This window comes from Chitinophaga sp. 22308 (assembly GCF_052045305.1).
Classification (GTDB): Bacteria; Bacteroidota; Bacteroidia; order Chitinophagales; family Chitinophagaceae; genus Chitinophaga; species Chitinophaga varians_A.
Genome location: NZ_JBQEOP010000002.1, coordinates 42,977 through 61,207, shown reverse-complemented (window position 1 = coordinate 61,207; position 18,231 = coordinate 42,977). Strand labels below are relative to the sequence as shown.

Annotated in this window: 15 protein-coding genes; 10 read left to right on the top strand and 5 right to left on the bottom strand. The window is 50.8% G+C overall.

The window, feature by feature from the left end; translation table 11 throughout:
• Positions 1 to 12 precede the first annotated feature (12 nt).
• A complete protein-coding gene (locus ACTJJS_RS07015; RefSeq protein ID WP_440663015.1) occupies positions 13 to 1,809 on the bottom strand; it encodes a chloride channel protein in 1,797 nt (598 codons plus the stop codon).
• Positions 1,810 to 1,920: 111 nt separating this feature from the next.
• Between ACTJJS_RS07015 and ACTJJS_RS07010 the strand changes: the two genes are divergently transcribed.
• Positions 1,921 to 2,598, top strand: coding sequence for a Crp/Fnr family transcriptional regulator (locus tag ACTJJS_RS07010; protein WP_440663014.1), 678 nt, complete (start codon positions 1,921 to 1,923; stop codon positions 2,596 to 2,598).
• Here ACTJJS_RS07010 and ACTJJS_RS07005 read toward each other — a convergent pair.
• Complete coding sequence (locus ACTJJS_RS07005) at positions 2,595 to 2,939, bottom strand: winged helix-turn-helix transcriptional regulator (RefSeq protein ID WP_440663013.1); 345 nt, start codon at positions 2,937 to 2,939, stop codon at positions 2,595 to 2,597. The genes ACTJJS_RS07010 and ACTJJS_RS07005 overlap by 4 nt on opposite strands.
• Positions 2,940 to 3,030: 91 nt before the next feature.
• Between ACTJJS_RS07005 and ACTJJS_RS07000 the strand changes: the two genes are divergently transcribed.
• Positions 3,031 to 4,032, top strand: a complete 1,002-nt coding sequence (locus ACTJJS_RS07000; RefSeq protein ID WP_440663012.1) for a quinone oxidoreductase family protein — start codon at positions 3,031 to 3,033, stop codon at positions 4,030 to 4,032.
• Here the strand turns inward: ACTJJS_RS07000 and ACTJJS_RS06995 are convergent.
• Entirely contained in the window at positions 4,016 to 5,329 is a 1,314-nt protein-coding gene (locus tag ACTJJS_RS06995) for a polymer-forming cytoskeletal protein (RefSeq protein WP_440663011.1), read from the bottom strand. The two genes, ACTJJS_RS07000 and ACTJJS_RS06995, sit on opposite strands and share 17 nt — an antisense overlap.
• Before the next feature lie 53 nt (positions 5,330 to 5,382).
• Between ACTJJS_RS06995 and ACTJJS_RS06990 the strand changes: the two genes are divergently transcribed.
• Together ACTJJS_RS06990 and ACTJJS_RS06985 are read left to right on the top strand one after the other, a co-directional pair.
• Positions 5,383 to 6,294, top strand: coding sequence for a cyclase family protein (locus ACTJJS_RS06990; RefSeq protein ID WP_440663010.1), 912 nt, complete (start codon positions 5,383 to 5,385; stop codon positions 6,292 to 6,294).
• A 104-nt stretch (positions 6,295 to 6,398) separates the two neighbouring features.
• Positions 6,399 to 7,601: an MFS transporter gene (locus ACTJJS_RS06985; RefSeq protein WP_440663009.1), complete on the top strand. Its 1,203-nt coding sequence runs from the start codon at positions 6,399 to 6,401 to the stop codon at positions 7,599 to 7,601.
• Between the two features lie 52 nt (positions 7,602 to 7,653).
• Here the strand turns inward: ACTJJS_RS06985 and ACTJJS_RS06980 are convergent, their stop codons facing one another.
• Together ACTJJS_RS06980 and ACTJJS_RS06975 are read right to left on the bottom strand one after the other, a co-directional pair.
• Positions 7,654 to 8,745 (bottom strand): acyltransferase family protein, encoded by a 1,092-nt coding sequence (locus ACTJJS_RS06980; protein WP_440663008.1) that lies wholly within the window; start codon positions 8,743 to 8,745, stop codon positions 7,654 to 7,656.
• A gap of 123 nt (positions 8,746 to 8,868) precedes the next feature.
• Entirely contained in the window at positions 8,869 to 10,269 is a 1,401-nt protein-coding gene (locus ACTJJS_RS06975; protein ID WP_440663007.1) for an RtcB family protein, read from the bottom strand.
• A gap of 503 nt (positions 10,270 to 10,772) precedes the next feature.
• Between ACTJJS_RS06975 and ACTJJS_RS06970 the strand changes: the two genes are divergently transcribed.
• The 6 genes from ACTJJS_RS06970 (at position 10,773) to ACTJJS_RS06945 (ending at position 18,216) form a co-directional block, all read left to right on the top strand.
• Positions 10,773 to 11,399 carry a TetR family transcriptional regulator C-terminal domain-containing protein gene (locus ACTJJS_RS06970; RefSeq protein WP_168872212.1) on the top strand — a complete coding sequence of 209 codons (627 nt, stop codon included), beginning with the start codon at positions 10,773 to 10,775 and terminating at the stop codon, positions 11,397 to 11,399.
• 5 nt (positions 11,400 to 11,404) lie between these two features.
• Positions 11,405 to 12,718, top strand: coding sequence for an ABC1 kinase family protein (locus ACTJJS_RS06965; protein ID WP_343743794.1), 1,314 nt, complete (start codon positions 11,405 to 11,407; stop codon positions 12,716 to 12,718).
• An 82-nt stretch (positions 12,719 to 12,800) separates the two neighbouring features.
• The gene (locus tag ACTJJS_RS06960; protein ID WP_168872210.1) at positions 12,801 to 13,844 is read left to right on the top strand and encodes a sensor histidine kinase; all 1,044 of its coding nucleotides are present in this window, start codon (positions 12,801 to 12,803) and stop codon (positions 13,842 to 13,844) included.
• Positions 13,845 to 13,866: 22 nt separating this feature from the next.
• On the top strand, positions 13,867 to 14,574 hold the full coding sequence (locus tag ACTJJS_RS06955) for a LytR/AlgR family response regulator transcription factor (RefSeq protein ID WP_440663006.1): 708 nt from the start codon (positions 13,867 to 13,869) through the stop codon (positions 14,572 to 14,574).
• Positions 14,575 to 14,672: 98 nt separating this feature from the next.
• Complete coding sequence (locus ACTJJS_RS06950) at positions 14,673 to 17,252, top strand: outer membrane beta-barrel protein (protein WP_440663005.1); 2,580 nt, start codon at positions 14,673 to 14,675, stop codon at positions 17,250 to 17,252.
• 160 nt (positions 17,253 to 17,412) lie between these two features.
• Complete coding sequence (locus ACTJJS_RS06945) at positions 17,413 to 18,216, top strand: hypothetical protein (RefSeq protein ID WP_440663004.1); 804 nt, start codon at positions 17,413 to 17,415, stop codon at positions 18,214 to 18,216.
• Positions 18,217 to 18,231 lie beyond the last annotated feature (15 nt).

Sequence of the window (18,231 nt, the reverse complement as noted above, 5' to 3'; positions counted from 1 at the left end):
AACGGGCGCAGGTCATCTCACCAGCAGCCGTTTTCCACGCGCCATAAGGCGCAACAACCGGGTGTTGCCGAAAAAGGCGGAGTGATACCTCGCTGATGCCAGCTGTCTTTCACTATAGGTATGCATGATAGCAGCCGCAGTCACCATCCCCTTCAGCTGATTGTCTTCTACTACGGCCAACACGCTGAGCTGATATTTCTCCAGCATCTGCGCCACCATGTTAATATCATCATTAGGCAACAGGAACGGCGCCGTACGGGACACCAGATGTGCAATAGCCATATTTTCATCTGCCGCCGGCAACCGCTGACGATCAAAATACCCTGCAAAACGGCCGTCAGCGTCCGTTACCAGCAGGTGCTGCTGATAGTAGGCGTGGTTGTCCAGCAGGATGTTTACCTGTGCTACGGTAAAGGTGTCTTTCACGGACAGCTCCGGCGGCACCGCTACCGTAGCGGCGTTTATCTGCTGCATCACATCGGGGAGGTATTCTTCCGGCGCATGGATGCCCCGTCGGCGGATCTTCTCTGTCATAATAGACCCTTTCATCAAAAAGAAAGAAACAAAGTAAGCGGTGGTACATGCACCGATCAAAGGCAGCAGTCCATGCGGCTGCCCGGTTGTTTCCAGCGCAAATACAATAGCCGTCAGCAACGCGCGCGATGCGCCCGCAAACATGGCCGCCATACCAATCAACGCGGCCGTAGCCAGGTTGATGCCACTGCCCGGAAAAAGCTGCAGCACCGCTACGCCCATCAATGCGCCCAGCGCGCCACCAATGGTGAACAACGGCGCCAGCGTACCACCGGAGGTGCCGCTGCCCAAAGAGATCACCCATGACAGGTATTTCAACACACAAAGCGATAGCATCAGGGCTAAGGTCACCTCACCGGTCAACAGCGTCCTGATATTATCATATCCAACACCCATGGTATGCGGCGCGAAATAACCAATCACACCCACCGCCACGGCGCCAATAGCCGGCCACCACATCCAGTGAACAGGCAGGTGCTCAAACATGTCCTCCATCCAATACACAGAACGGGACACCAGCGCTGCCACTACACCGATAGCGGCACCCATGAGCACATAAGTCACCAGTGCTATGTCAGATACCGCCGGAATAGGCGGCATCGCAAATACCGGGTCATTACCGAACAACAACAGGTGCATGCCTGCACCAGTAATACAAGACAATGCCACCGGAATCACCGAGCGGGGAGAAAATTCAAACAACAACAGTTCTATCGCCAGCAGGATAGCTGCCAGCGGGCTGCCGAAGATAGCAGACATGCCCGCACAGGCGCCCCCTGCCAGCAATACTTTCCGCTCTGCGGAAGAAATATGGATCACCTGGCCGGTAAACGACCCTAGTGCCCCACCTGTGGCAATGATAGGGCCTTCCGCACCAAAAGGGCCGCCCGTGCCTATGGAAATGGCGGCAGACAACGGCTTCAGCAGGGTGATCACCGGCGGTATCCGGCTTTCATTCAAAATAATGTTCTCCATCGCTTCGGGGATACCGTGCCCGCGGATCGCTTTGCTGCCAAAACGCGCCATGACACCCACAATAAGGCTACCGATGACAGGCACCACTACCACTACCCAGCCCAGGTGATGACCGGCAGGGTCCCGCTCTTCAAAGGAAAACCGTCCATAAAAAGACAAGTTGGTGATCAAACTGATCAATAGTACCAACCCTTTGGCTATAAGGCCCACCAGTATGGCGTTGAGCAAGGCTTGCATACTCAGGTAAAATACTCTTTTCGATACTTTTCCGGCCTTCTCAGGCCTTTTTATATGATCCATGAAATGAAAAAATGATATCTGAAATAAAAAACCATCACAAAAATATGATTCAAATCATATTAAATAGCATTTCTTCTATAAAAACATCGAAAAAGTATTACTATTGCAACCATGAAGAAAAACAGGGCCTGCGATCTGAAGACATGTTTTTTATGCCAGCATGCCATCCCGGAATGGTTGGCGGCAGTTGCCTCCCACCGGCAGCATCAGCCGTTTAAAAAAGGCGAAATACTGTTCCGCGAAGGCGATCCGGCCACCGGCATCTATTTTTTATATGACGGGAAAGTGAAAGTGCATAAACAATGGGGACCGGAAAAAGAACTTATCATCCGGCTGGCAAAAAAAGGCGACATCCTCGGTCACCGCGGATTTGGCAGCGAACAGCGCCTCTACCCGGTATCTGCCACGGCCCTGGAAGATGGCACCTTCTGTTATGTGGACAACGAGTTTTTTGAAGCCTCCCTCAAGGTAAATCCCACCCTCACCTACCGGCTCATGCAGTTTTATGCCGCGGAATTACAGGAAGCGGAAAAGAAAATGCGCAACCTCGTGCACATGGACGTGAAAAGCAGACTGGCAGACGCACTGCTGGAAATAAGCCGGGTATATGGGCACAAACAATTTACGATCAACCGGCAAGACCTCGCCTCGCTGGCCGGCACTACCTACGAAACCATCTACCGGATGCTACAGGAATTTATCCAGCAACGGTTAATTGAAGCCGAGGGAAAATCCATCACTATTTTACAGGAGAAAAAATTACAACAGCTGCTGACAGCAACATCCTAGTCACCCCGTTTATCATACCACTCGGCCAGCTCGTCCAGGATAGGCAATACCGCCGCGCCTTTGTCGGTGAGGCTGTAATCCACGCGTACCGGCACTTCTGCGATAATGGCCTTAGTTATCAGCCCTTCCGATTCCAGTTCCCGCAACTGCCGCCCCAGCACCTGGTCCGACACCGGCGGCAATACCTGTTTCAATAAACTGAAACGGTTCTTCCCCTCCGAAATATGAATCAGCACCAGCGCCTTCCAGCGTCCGGAGAGGATCTCCAGCGCCCCCGTGATACGGCATACGCTGCGCAGGAATTTCCGGTTAGACGCATTAGAGGATGTTTCCTTGATCATAATACCACTCATTTTTTTGTGAGTAACTCTCAATTATCACGGTTATTGGTCACCGTGACACAGCCCGTTAGCTTTACCCAAAATTACGCACATGCAGGCAATTGTATTAAATGGATTTGGAGACACCGGTCAGTTCCGCGAAGCGGAACTACCCATGCCCGTTTACCGGGAAAATGAATTATTGATTGAAATCAAAGCCGCTGCTTTTAATCCTATTGACTATCAGATGCGGCAGGGCCGCCGCGAAAGCCAGCATATGCATTCTCCGGTGCTAGGCCGGGAACTGGCCGGCATAGTGGTGACCGCAGGCGCGCAGACAAAAGGCTTCCGGCCTGGCGATAAAGTGATCGCTGCGGCCGGCAGCAAAGGCTCCAACGGCACCTATGCCACCCACATCGCGCTCAATTACCAGATGGTAGCGCCACTGCCGGCAGCCTTGCCGTTTACTACGGCAACGGCTATACCGTCTGCCGGACTTACCGCCTGGCAAACCTTTCAACGGATACACGCCCGTCCGGAAGAACACATCTTTCTCACCGGCGGCGCCGGCGCAGTAGGCAGCTTCCTGATCAAATTACTGAAAGCATATGGCAGCCATCAGCTGTTTACCGCAGCAGGCAACGAACAAAGCAAGGCAGCGCTGGAAATACTGGGACTGCCCGCCACGCACATACTGGACTACCGGCAGCCCAACTTAGCACAGAGACTGCTGGACGCAGGCGGACAAGGATATTTTGATTGGGGCATCGATATCGTGGGTGGAAGCATCTCCGAAACAGCGGCGGAAGTAATAGGGCTTAACAAAGGGTATGCAGACATCACTTTCCTGGGAACATCCCGCACCCGGGAACTGCTGTTCGACAAAGGCGCACATGTTATCAACATCTCCAACTATGCCTACGCAGCGGCCAATCAATTGTCCTGGTATGGCCAAAACCTTCGCGAACTGGCCACCTTGCTCAATAACAACGTCATCACGCCACCAGCCGTGCAGGTAGTGGGCCGCCTCAGCGCAGATACTGTCCGGCAGGCACATATCATGATGGAAAACAACCAGACTTACGGCCGCAAGCTGGTCATGACGATGGAGTAGACGGGCTCCCGTTCACCCGCGCTATTTTCCGGGCAAAACGTTCATTGATGGCTGCCCAGGCCTCCGCGTATTCCGGTTTGTCATAACGTTGCCGCGCATACGCATAAGTGGTGGCCGACAGATGCCAATTGAAAATATTCTCAAGGTATTTGATATCATCCGCCATCACCCGCTCCAGCACTTTCTGTTTGGACACGCCGGACTGCTGACAGTACCTGTCCAGCCACGCGCCGCGGCCGGCTTTCACATACAGCACCAGCATATCTTCCGTCATAAAAGCGACGGGCACATGTTCCATTTGCCAGTCGGACACTTTGATAACATTACACAACAACGCATGTTCATAGAACCGCTCGGGGATATCATACTTCAGAATGGCGCCGTGTTTGGCGGCGAGGTAGCACAGCTCCCGGGTGATCATCTCCGGCGGCAGGTAACGCAGCGCTTTGCCATCTCGCTGCGCCGCAGCAGTGGCCAGTTCCGGCGTAATGGACCCCGGCGGGAAATATTTCAGCGCTGCCACACTGTAAGCCATCGCTTCGTCGCACAGGTTCGAAGTGCGCAACTCCATAGGTACCCGCTTCAGATCACTGTAGTTGCGGCGTACCTTGTTGCGCCAGTATTCAAGCGTCCTCTCCACCGGCGCTATCACACTTTCCCCGGCAGCGAGGTCACGGCGTATTTCTTCAAAATCAGTCGTCAGCGGATTGTTAAGCAACGCCCGCAGGTTTTCCGAAATTACCGGGTTACCGTCTTCAGACTCGCCGCATTCATTGGCTTCAGGGCTTTCGGCGTCGCGGTCATTATAATAAAAACGGCTGATCTCTTTACGGAAAGGCATCAGGTAATAATCGTCCACGATCATAATGGGAGCGAAAAAAGTACCGTCACATTTCATCCAGCCGTGGTTGTAATGCAGCATAATCACCTCTTCCACGCGGACATCGCCTTCCACGCGGGTGGGAGCTCCGCCCACCATGAGGTTGCGGCAGGTGAGGTTGCCCGCCACGTAAAACACCGGGCCATAATCGCCTGTCTCATTGAGGACACCGCCATCCACCGTCAGGTTGCCGATAACGGCAAATCCCAGCGGCGGCCGGCCATCCGGCATCTTGTCCGCCCGGTCCATATCGATGATCAGGTCGCCCTGCAGATGCAGATCTCCTTTATGCACATAGAAATAACCGTCTGTCCCTATCATATCCATAAAAGCCTCTTCACTTTCAAGGACTTTTATCTGTATCTGATGCTGGTTCAATGCCTCTTCAGCAGTGAGTACCTGAAATTCTCTAAGCATAGCGCTAATATCGTACATTTATAAACGTCTCAAAACGGGAAAATTATCAACCGATGAACAAAAGAGTAAAATTTGATTTTGACATCCGCTTCACCAACGGTGGCGGTATCACAGGAAAAGATTTCCGGCTCGACATCGCCGGCGACGACATCTCCGACAAAGAACTGGCCGACTATATCGTAGCCGACATGCGCCTGCTCATGGTAGGCGAAACCCGCATCCTCAACAAGGAAATTCTCACTGAGCCGCATAAACGAAAACCAGTCAATACCAATAACCCAACTTACCTGGTGGACCTGAGCCATACCATTGAAAACGGCCTGGTGACCTACAAAGGCCTGCCAGCCCCGGTAATCTGTGATTTCCTCAGCCGCGAAAATTCCGCCGCCCTGTACGATGGCGACACCACCTTCCAGATCGGCAAAATAGAAATGGTCACCAATACCGGCACCTACATCGACTGCCCCTTCCATCGTTATGCCGACGGAAAAGACATGTCAGAAATGCCGCTGGAACGTTTCGTAGACCTGGACGCCATCGTCATCCGCACGCCCTATGAGCAGGGCCTCGCCGTTACCGCCGACAGGCTGCGCAACCACGAAATACGCAACCGCGCCGTACTGGTACACACCGGCTGGGCCAACCACTGGAACACGCCCGCCTACTACGAAAACCATCCGTACCTCACCGCCGACGCAGCCGAATACCTGCGCGACTGTAACGTAAAACTGGTCGGCATCGACTCCCATAACATCGACAACACCCAGGGACGCAGCAGACCGGTACATACCACCCTGCTGGGCGCGGAAATACTCATCGTGGAACATCTCTGCCATCTGGAACTGCTGCCGGACGACAGCTTTACCTTCAGCGCCGTACCGCCTAAATTTAAAGGCGTGGGGACATTCCCCGTGCGTGCGCTGGCGAAATTGAAAAATCCACTCGAATCAGCGGGAATGCGTTGAATTCAGGAATCCCGGGGGAAAAATCCTCTGTGGTTCATTAAATCTCCGGATTTATCTAATTTTGCATTCCTCATGGCTCTTCAAAGAGGTATGTACCATCACTGATGTTCATAGAGATACCGCAAGCTACCGAAGCCAACGCACGACAATACCGGACGGCCGTTTCCGTTTTCTTTTTTATCTCCGGACTGGGTTATTCCACCTGGGCTTCCAGGATACCTTCCATACAACAACAGCTGCACCTCAATGAAGCCCAGCTGGGACTGGTGTTATTGGCATTGCCTATCGGGCTGATGCTGACGATGCCGGTTACCGGCAAGCTGCTGGGCAGTTTCAGCAGCCGTAAAATCATGGTTATCGGCGCCATGGTTTTTAACGTGGTGCTAAGCCTTCCGGGCTTCACCACCAGTTTGTGGCAACTGGCACTGACCCTGTTCTGCTTTGGTTCTTCCCGTAACCTGCTTAACCTCTCTGCAAACTCGCAGGCGGTGCAGGTACAACATATGTATCCCAAGTCCATTATGACCACCTTCCATGGTATCTGGAGCATTGCCGGTTCCGCCGGCGCCGGTATCGGTTACCTGATGGTGTCTATGCAGGTGGCGCCATCGTGGCATATGCTAAGCGTCAGCCTGCTGCTGCTGGTATTTACACTGTACTACGGGGTACGTGCATACCCAGACCAGCCCGTGCCCAGCCTGGTAAAAAAACCAGCGTTTTCGTTGCCCGGCAAATCGCTGCTTCGTTTTTCCTTTATCTGTTTCGCCTGCATGGCCACTGAAAACACCATGTACGACTGGAGCAGTATCTATTTCCATAAGGTGGCCGGGGGCACCGCCACTGCGGCCACTGCGTGTTTCATGGTGTATATGGGCGCCATGACCCTTGGCCGTTTTGCCGGCGACCGGCTCGTTGCCCGGATGGGCATCAAAAACATGCTGTACTACAGCGGATGGCTGATCTTAAGCGGCCTTGTGCTGACCATTGCGCTGCCTCATCCGGTGATTACGGCCATAGGCTTTATTTGCACCGGCTTCGGTGTTTCGTGTATCGTGCCGCTGGTATTTAGCCTGGCCGGCAAATCCCGTGATGCCAACAGCGGACAAACGCTGGCTTCCATTTCCACCATCGGTTATCTGGGTTTTCTCATAGTACCGCCACTGGTAGGCTTTGTAGCACAGGCCACGCACCTGCGGGTTTCTTTTGGCATCATGGCGTTATGCGGACTGCTGATCGTATTAATGGTAAGAGGCCTCCCCGAAGCCAAAAAAGAAGCCCCGGTAGCTGATACCAGGGCTGATTCATAGGGGTTTCTCAGATAGCTATTCGTTTACGATCTTCTTATATTGTTGATGATCTTTATAATTTGAAAAATATCTTCCGTCTGTATAACCAGTAACACAGTCCCCATTCCAGCACCAGAACGGTCAGGGCAGACAAGACCTCCCTGACTTCCTCCCGTATGCCCAACAGATAAGTAAACCCTTTGACAAAAATGCCTGTGGTGGGGTTCACCCATTGTGCGCCTACCGTTTCAAAAAACAGGTAGAGGAAAATGGCGTTCATACCTGCTACAGTGGCTATCCAGGCGTAACGTACGTATCCCCGCACATCGGCCAGCCAGTAGAACAATGCCATGATCAGCATCACCCATCCGCCGGATGCCAGCACAAAAGAAGCTGTGCTGATCCGTTTAATGATCGGTGTTATACCTGCCGCGTCTAGCCCAAAACCGGCTGCCAGTCCTGTCATACCGGCTATCACCAATACACCTGTCTTCCGCAACGGTAGCTTAGTGCCGGTCAACAGTCTCCCCGCCAGTACGCCCCAAATAGTGTGTGCAGCCGTAGGGATACAATTAATTGCGACCCATCCGTCCGGGTTAATTTTTCCCATCAGGACCGTATCCAGGTAGGCACCGAAATTGTGCCCTTGTGTAAAAGCATCTTCGAACCCAGGTAAAATGACAAAACGATACATGAGATCAGTGGCAAGGAGCAGCAACAGGCTGACCACCAGCTGATATACTACAGAACGGCGAATAATCAGATATGCAACGATCGTGGTTACGGACAACTGGGTGAGCACATTCCACAATTCCCAGACTAACCTGCCCGCATATACGCAATGTAATGCAGTACCGAATATAAATAATTTCCCGCAACGCCAGGCAATATGTTTAAAATTTTGTTGCCAGCTGATACCCTTTTGTGCTTTGGCATTCCACGACAGATACATGGCTGTGCCGGCTATCGTCATAAATGCCGGCTGCACCAGGTCCCATGCCCGTAGGCCATTCCACGGATGGTGGAAAAACTGTTGCATGAACGTATGCCATAAACCGTCGGATTGCAGGCTGTCAAGTGACCAGTACAGATGTGTGCTTTCCGCTGCCAGTAGAAGCATGATGACTCCCCTCATCATATCGAGGGACTGTAGTCGTTGGGTCATAGGTAGACAATGAGTTCATTAAAGTAAATATTCTTTTTCACATTTACCAGTACCCCGGGAAAAAGAACGGGTCAGGACATCCTGTCCTGACCCGATTCTTTGCTGTGAATATAACGTGAGCGGCTACTCTTTATTCATCCGTACGATGACGGGCATAAAACGCCCTTCCACGCTCACCAGCTCGTGCTGTGCGTTCATCACCTGGTCGATGTCTTTATAGGCCTGCGGGTTCTCCTCCACACTGCCACCAATCAGGGTTACACCTGCGCTGGCCAGCATTTTGTTCAATGCCGATACCGTCATTTTCTCCCTGGCCTTAGAGCGGCTCATTGCTCTGCCGGCCCCGTGCGCAGCGGAGTAAAGCGCCTGTTCCACGCCTTTGCCACGGACCAGGTAGGCAGGCGCCGTCATGCTGCCGGGGATAATGCCCAGTTCGCCCGCATGTGCCGGGGTAGCACCTTTTCGGTGAATGATCACTTTCCGTGTATCCATCAGCGTTTCCTCCCACGCAAAATTGTGGTGGTTTTCGATGGTCGCCAGGCTTTTCAGTCCTGTGGCCTTTGCCAGGTGGCGATGTATCTGCTGGTGACAGGCACGGGCGTAGTCACCGGCCAGGTTCATGCTCAACCAGTACTCCTGCCCTGCTTCGCTGTTCATGTCCAGCCAGGCCAGCTGTTGTGCCGAACGCGGCAGCTTGCAGGTGTCCATCGCTATTTTCGTATAGTGCTGGGCGATAGCGGCGCCCAGACCACGGCTGCCGGAATGCGATAACAAGGCGAGGTACTGCTTTGGTGGTAACGCCAGGGAATTGTCTTCTTCCAGCGTCAGCAGCCCGAATTCCACGAAGTGGTTGCCGCTGCCGGATGATCCCAGCTGCCGCACCGCTTTGCCATGCAGGCTTTTGAGCAATGGCGTATCACGGAATTCCGGCCTGTCAAGCACCGCATGCTCCTGGCGGAATTCCAGTCCGCCTTCCATACCGAAATGGGTATATTCTTTCATGGCCATTTTCAGCTGGTAACTGTAACGTTTCAGGAAACTTTCCCCTTCATCGAAGAGGGTAAGTGCCATACGGCAGCCAATGTCCACACCTACCGCGTAGGGGACCACCGCATTTTCTGTGGCCAGCACGCCACCCACCGGAAGACCGTAGCCCATATGCGCGTCAGGCATCAGTGCGCCCTGTACCGTTACCGGCAGTGACATGGCCAATTCCATCTGTTGACGGGCAGCCTGTTCTATCTCTTTGCCACCGTACACTTTCAGTTGCCCCGTGGTTTCCAGCAGGTCAAACGACTGAAAATGGCGCTCCTCCGGCACATCGGCGAATATCGCCGCTATCTTTCCCAGCACCTCATCCTGTAAAAATTCAGCCGGACGCTCTTTAATATCCGTCAACAGCTGTATAATCGCGGCTTTATCATGATGTTTGAAATGCCGCGCCATAATATTGATCACCAGGCTCCTGGCCCGGTCGTCCGTATAACCGATTTTACTCAGTTCTTTTGTTTTTAAACCAGACAAAACGTATGTAATTAAGGGGTAATAAATATTTGATTGTCCGATTATTTCACTGCAATAACATCGCAGCAGGCTGCAAACCTGTGCAAGGCAACAAAGAAATCCTTCAGGTATGGCCAATATAGCATACCATCACCATTCAAAACAGTGTTAAAAAATGCAGGAAATAACCCGGTAGGGCCGCCTTTTAGGCGACAATTGCAAGGGGCGATATGTGGAGATGTTCTGTCATGGGTAGTTCGTTTTAACAGATGAGAAAAACGAATAACGCCGCAAAGATATATCATTTTGGCATTTAGTTATTTTTTATTTGACTATTTAATGACCTGACACATTCTTTTCAATGATCAAATAAAAAATAACTAATGCTAAAATGCAAAGGTGGTGTTAAAATTAAAGTTGATAATCGCTTAAAGCGTAAATTTGTATACAGTGGTTTTCCCCGTACTTGATTAACCTCCGGGCCGCCCCGGGCGGGGTATTACAACAATAGTAAATCCTTGCACATGGACAAACAACTCATCCGTAACGCTTACAAAATCTACTGGCTGGAAAACGGTAAAGCACCTGTTTCTGTATATAGCCTATGCAAACAGCTCGACATCAGTGAGAGCGCTTTTTACGAGCACTATGCTTCGCTGGAAGCCATCGAAAAAGATATCTGGCTGGCTGTATTTGAAGATACCCTCACGCAACTGCGTGACGATGAAACCTACCAGCAATATTCCGCACAGGAAAAACTGCTGGCCTTTTATTTCCTCTGGGTACAGAAACTGAAGGACGACCGCAGCTACTTCCTCCAACAAAAGGAACAATTCAGGCTACCGGACCTTTACCGCAATAAACTGGAAACCTTCAAACGCGCATTCTACGCGTATGTAAGGGAGCTGATCAGGGAAGGCTATACTTCCAACGAAATCAAAGAAAGAAAATACATCTCCGACCAATATGTACATGGCTTCTGGGTACAGGCCCTTTTCGTGCTGAAATACTGGCTCAACGACACCAGCGCCAATTTTGAAATGACAGATGCTGCCATCGAAAAAGCAGTAAACCTCAGCTTCCAGCTGATAAAATCCAATACACTGGACTCACTGCTCGACTTTGGCAAATTCATCTTTACGCGGAAATAGGCATCATGAAAGAACAATCCAATATTCCCACCTCCAAAGTGGAAAGGGCGGGAAAATTCGTCACCACCGGACTGAAAGTAGGCACCAATTATATTAAACATTATACCCGTAAACTGGTGGACCCGTCTCTTACCAAAGAGACGCTCCACCAGGATAATGCCGCCGATATCTACGAAACACTCAGCAGCCTGAAAGGCAGCGCCCTGAAAGTGGCGCAAATGCTCAGTATGGACAAAGGCATGCTGCCCAAAGCCTATACCGAGAAATTCGCCATGTCGCAATACAGTGCCCCTCCGCTTTCCGGTCCGTTGGTTGTCAACACGTTCGTAAAAACCCTCGGGAAGTCGCCGGCACAGTTATACGATAAATTTGAAATGCATGCCTCCAACGCCGCCTCCATCGGCCAGGTACATAAAGCCTGGAAAGATGGTAAAGCATTGGCCGTCAAAATACAATATCCCGGCGTGGCCAACAGCGTAAAATCAGACCTCCGCATCGTAAAACCCTTTGCCCTCCGCATTGTAGGTATGAACGAGGTGGACATGGACAAGTATTTCCAGGAAATTGAAAGCAAACTGCTGGAAGAAACGGACTATAAACTGGAACTGACCCGCTCTATGGCACTTTCCCGCGAATGTGCCCATATTCCTCATCTGCTGTTTCCCCGGTACTATCCGGAACTGTCCTCCGACAGGATCATCACCATGGACTGGCTCGATGGACAGCACCTGAAAGAATTCCTGCAAGGAAATCCGTCCCAGGACGCCCGTAATAAAATAGGACAGGCACTGTGGGATTTCTATCAGTTCCAGGTGCACCACCTCAAACAGGTACACGCCGATCCCCACCCGGGCAACTTCCTGATGCGTCCCGATGGCACCGTAGGCATTTTCGACTTCGGTTGCGTGAAAGAAATTCCGGAAGATTTCTATTACAATTATTTCCTGCTGACAGACAAGGAAGTACTGAAAGACGAAAAACGCCGCCACGAAATATATACCAACCTGGAAATGATCCATCCCAGCGATACGCCCAAAGAAGTGGAGTTCTTCTCAGGCCTTTTCCAGCACATGATCGACCTGCTCACCCTTCCCTTTACCGTAGATCATTTTGATTTCGGCGACGAAGCCTACTTCAATGAGATCTATGCGTATATGGACGAACTTTATAACATGAAGGAAGTCAGGGAGTCCAAAGTGGCCCGGGGCTCCCGGCACAGTCTTTATATTAACCGCACTTATTTCGGGCTATATTCTATCTTAAGTGAGCTGAAAGCCAACATAGTGACCGGCGCCAGCGGGTTTTCGCCAAAACGGTGACAGAAGCCTGTCTTCATCGTGGAAATCACGAGGTTGGTCGCAAGTTGTCCTGTGGCGTCGCTATTAATCCCTAAATTGCGGCATGGCAAAAGAATGGTATAACCGCAAATGGGCGATTGTTGCAACGCATGCACTGGTGTGGACGTTGCTGTACTCGCTCCCGTTTCTGCTACGCCCCACCTACGAGAAGCCTGTATCTCCTGCGGAAATGGCAGAACGGGCTTCCTGGTTTTATTTCCTGCTGGTATTTTATATTACGCAGATCATCTTTTTTTATACCAATGCCTTTTACCTGATTCCCAAGCTGGTACAGCAAAAGCGGACCATGGAATATACCAGTGTGCTGCTCCTGGTTTTTATGTTTTTCTGTGCCATGCGGTTTTTCTTCGAACGGTTCTTCCTGGGAAAAGCCGTGGTTGACCTCAAGCCCCTGACCCTTTTCACCGTTTTCGCCTTCCTGTTTATCTTGTCCGCCAGCACAGCGTTTCAGATGGTGCGCGAACGGATACTGATGGAGCGGAAAGTCAGCGCCCGGGAAAACGAAAACCTCAAAACAGAGCTGTCTTTGCTGCGCTCGCAGGTAAGTCCCCACTTCATGTTCAATGTGCTGAATAACATGGTGTCGCTGGCACGTAAAAAATCCGACCTGCTGGAGCCTTCCCTCATCAAATTATCCTCCCTGATGCGCTATATGCTCTACGAAGCGGATGAAGAGAAAATGCCTCTCCAGCGAGAAGTAGAGTATCTGCAAAGTTACATCGACCTGCAACGGCAGCGTTTTGGCAAAAATGTGGAGATCAATGTGGAAATGAACGTACCCAACAGTCACTATGAAATAGAACCGATGTTGCTGATACCTTTTGTGGAAAATGCCTTCAAACATGGTACCGGCTTCATTATGCATGCACAGATAGATATCAACCTGTTTACCACGGCCGACAAGCTGTTTTTTGCGGTCCGGAATAAATACAACAACGCTTCCGAAGAGGTAAAAGATAAAACCAGCGGGATAGGGCTGGCCAACGTAAAGCGCAGGCTCAACCTGCTCTACGGAAACAATTACGTATTGCAGATCAATTCCAAAGATGACTGGTTTTACGTAACATTGCAGCTGGACCTGCATTAAATGCCAAAATCAACAATACACCATGAGATGTATAGCCATTGACGACGAACCGCTGGCGCTCGACTTGCTGGAAGACAACATCAGTATGGTGCCGTATCTGCAACTGGTAGCTAAATGTAACAACGCTTTTGAAGCCATGGAAGTGTTGCGGACGCAACAGGTCGACCTGATCTTCCTCGATATCCAGATGCCTGGCCTTACCGGCCTGCAATTCCTGCAATCCATGGCCAGCAAACCGCTCGTAATACTGATCACTGCTTATGAGAAATATGCCCTGGAAGGGTTCAACCTCGACGTGACCGACTACCTGGTAAAACCGGTGTCGCTGGAACGTTTTGTCAAAGCCTGCAACAAGGCCAACGAACTGCATCAGCTCAGAAGCGCCGGCAAAGCCGCCCGCGACCAAAGCGATTTTTTCTTTGTCAATGTGGATTACAGCCTGTTTAAAATTGTCTTCTCTGACATTGTCTGGATCGAAGGGTTGAAGGATTATGTAAAAATCCACCTGAAAAGCTCCAACAAACCGGTGATCACCCGCATGAGCATCAAGAGCCTGGAAGAGCAGCTGCCGCCGGCCCGGTTCATCCGTATCCACAAATCGTACATTATTTCTGTGGCCGCTATCACGGCCATCCGGAAAAACAGCGTGTTTTTACAGGACACCGAGCTGCCCGTTGGCGATACGTACCGGGATGCCCTTTATGCCATCGCCGGAAAAAATCAACCCTGATAAACCGGGTTTTGTATCAAAATTTCGACCACTCATCTCATTTGCCGGAAAAATCGATTTGGCAAGCCTACTTTTGTACACTCAGAATTCTAAATAAAATGCGAAAAATCTACTTGTTTTTCATGTTCGTGCTTTTCCTGACCCAAGCACACGCCCAGGCCCCGGGCGGAAAAATGCCTCCAGGTGGCATGGCAGGTAAAGGTGGTCCGGGCAATATCGGACATATATATGGTAAGCTAATTGATGCCGAAGGAAAGCCTGTTGGCTACGCCTCCGTTATCATTCTGCAGGGCCGTATGGACTCTGCTACCAAAAAGATGAAAGACGTGCTCGTAAAAGGCGTGCTCTCCCAGGCCAATGGTGAGTTCACCCTCGACGAACTGCCGCTCAGAGGACCACTCAAAATGCAGGTTTCCGGTACAGGTTACAAAACCTATACCCAGCCTGTCGTATTCCCTCCGATCGATAAAGACCTCGGCAACATCAAACTGGCCTCCAGTACCACACAGCTGCAAGGTGTGACCGTAACCGGTACTAAACCGATCATGCAGCTGGACGGCGACAAAAAGGTGTTCAACGTGGAGAAAAATATCACGAGCACCGGCGGTACCGCCCTCGACGTGATGAAAAACGTGCCTTCGGTCAACGTAGACATAGACGGTAATGTTACCCTGCGTAATAGCTCTCCGCAGCTGTTCATCGATGGACGCCCCACCACCCTCACGCTGGAACAGATCCCTGCAGACGCGATCGAAAGCGTGGAAGTGATCACCAACCCTTCTGCCAAATACGATGCATCCGGCGGTAACGCAGGTATCCTCAATATTGTGCTGAAGAAAAACCGTAAAACCGGCTACAACGGTAACCTCCGAGCCGGTGTGGACAAACGCGGCGCACTCAATGCAGGCGCCGACTTCAACGCTCGCCAGGGTAAAATCAACTTCTCTGCCAGCGCTATGGGCAACCAGATGAAAAGCCGCACCACCGGCAACACGGACCGTCTCAACTTTGGCGACGATCCCAACACCCACATTCTTCAAAACAACACCAACCGCCAAAACGGTGGCTTTGCATTCGGAAAAGTGGGCGTGGACTGGTTCGCCACCAATCGCACAACCTTCTCCATCTCTGGTATCAAAGTACATGGTGAGTTCAAACCGGAAGAAAGCATCGCCATCAACACCGATACTATCAGAGGAAAAGATATCACGAATATGTTCAGCGAACGTAACTCCCACTCTAAAATGGCATTCGACGCTAACGGGCTGGTACTGGGCATGAAACACCTGTTCCCACGCGAAGGCGAAGAGCTGACCGTAGACGCGAACTACTTCGGCGGTAAAAGCAAAAACAACGCTGACTATGTCACTGACTACTACGCCAACGGCGAAGGCAGCGCTATCAACCGCACCGATATGCAACGTATACTCGGTAACGGTAAAATCTCTTTCATCACGGTACAGACAGACTACGTAAGACCTTTCACCAAAACGCTGAAACTGGAAACAGGCCTGCGTATGTCCAGCCGCCGCACTGAGACGAACTTCAACAACTACATGTTCGATCATCCGTCCAACGACTATAAACTGATCCCGGGCGCGTCCAACAATTTCAAAAACACCGACAACGTATATGCAGCTTATGTCAGCGTTTCCCACACCATCAAAAACTTCAGCTATAAAGCGGGACTGCGGGCAGAAAGCTCTGACTACAACGGTGAACTGATCAACGTAAAACAAACGTTCAAAAACAATTATCCGGTAAGCCTGTTCCCCTCCATCTTCCTCAGCCAGAAGCTGAAACATGACCAGGAACTGCAGATAAGCTATACCCGCCGGATCAACAGACCGAATTTCTTCCAGCTGATTCCGTTTACCGATTCTACCGATAAACTGAACATCACCAAAGGTAATCCCGGTCTGATACCTGAGTTCACCAACTCCGTGGAAATGTCTTACCTCAAAACATTCAAAGGTAACAACACCTTCATGGGTACCGTGTACTACAAACATACCAACGGCCTGATCACCCGCTTCCTCACCAAGGAAACCGACCCGGCCAACGGCGCTGAACTGCTGGTGAACACTTACATCAACGCCAATTCCAGCTACGCCATGGGTGCTGAACTGACCTCTATGAACACCATCAACAAATGGTGGTCATTGTCAGCCAACGTGAACATCTATAATTCAAAAATCAATACCGACAATACCGGACAACCTTCACAAGACGCACGGTGGGCCTGGTTCGGCAAACTGAACAATACCTTCAAACTGCCGCTCAATTTTGAAATACAGCTGACAGGCCTGTACCAGTCCAAATCCAACCTGCCTGTTAACGACAACAAAGGCAGACAGGACGGTCCTTCCATGCAACAGTCACAGAACGCTTCACAGGGTTACATTGCCTCTTTCTATGCCGTGGATGCCGCCATCAAGAAGAGCTTCCTGAAAAACAATGCCGCTTCCGTGACACTGAGCTTCAGTGATATCTTCAGAAGCCGTAAAATGGACCAGTATTCTGAAAGCATCTACTTTACACAATACTACAACCGTCTTCGTGACCCGCAGATGATCCGCCTCAACTTCGCTTACCGCTTCGGTAAAGTGGACATGACGCTGTTCAAACGCAAGAACATGGCCGGTGGCATGCAAGGCATGCAGGAAGTTGTACAGTAATTAAAAACTATCTTGTTTGGGGATTTTTTGATTCAGTGAACTGAATCAGAAAATCCCCAAATCATTTCTACGTGTTTTCCCTGATTTTTTTCTTCCGATAGTACTACCGATACCCTGCCGCCCTCCTTTTCTACCTTTGCTGTCATAACACCACCCCAATATGCAAAGGACAATTTTTTATCTGTTAATGCTATGCCTGCTGTTCTCCTGTAAAAAGAGAGAAACGCCCCATCCGACTATTCCGGAAGGCAATGATAAAACCAGCAAACTGGACGCCTATGGCAAAGCGCTGGTGAAAGTGGAGGCAGCCATCAATGAGCTGGATTATATTGGGTTAAAGGTGTTGAGTAATCTCAACGGATATCCGAATGGCAGCCAATGCCTCGCCTGTGCCGATGTTACTACCGGTATTACGCCCGAAGGCCATCGTACAATCACGCTCTCCTTCAATCCCTCAAAAACCTGTACAGACAAGTATATCCGGCAGGGGCAGCTGGTACTGGACTACAACGAAACGAACGGCGCACTGATGATCCGGCTTATGAATTATATGGTGAACAACGTAAAGGTTGAGGGCAACTACAATTTCGGTTACAGCAACGCCCGGAAAGTACGCAACCTGGTCATTACCAACGGTATTTTGAAAAAAGAGGGCGACTGGTTCATCAATTTCGACGCCTATCGCGACATCATCTGGAAAGCAGGTGAGCAAACCCCGGACGATGATATGGATAATGTACAGGAAGTTCAGGATGCCTATTATCATTTGTCCATCCGGGACCTAGGGATATTGTCGGCAGATGTGAATGCCACAAACCCGCTGGTGCTGAAATGGTCCTGTTATGGTGAATCCGGGTACCTGCCGGTTTCCGGCATGACGCTCAACAAGACGCCGGAAAGTAAATTCAGCCGCACCAACTATGGCGACGGGCATTGCAACAGCTATCCTATTTCGGAATACTAGTGGTTCAGTTAGGGT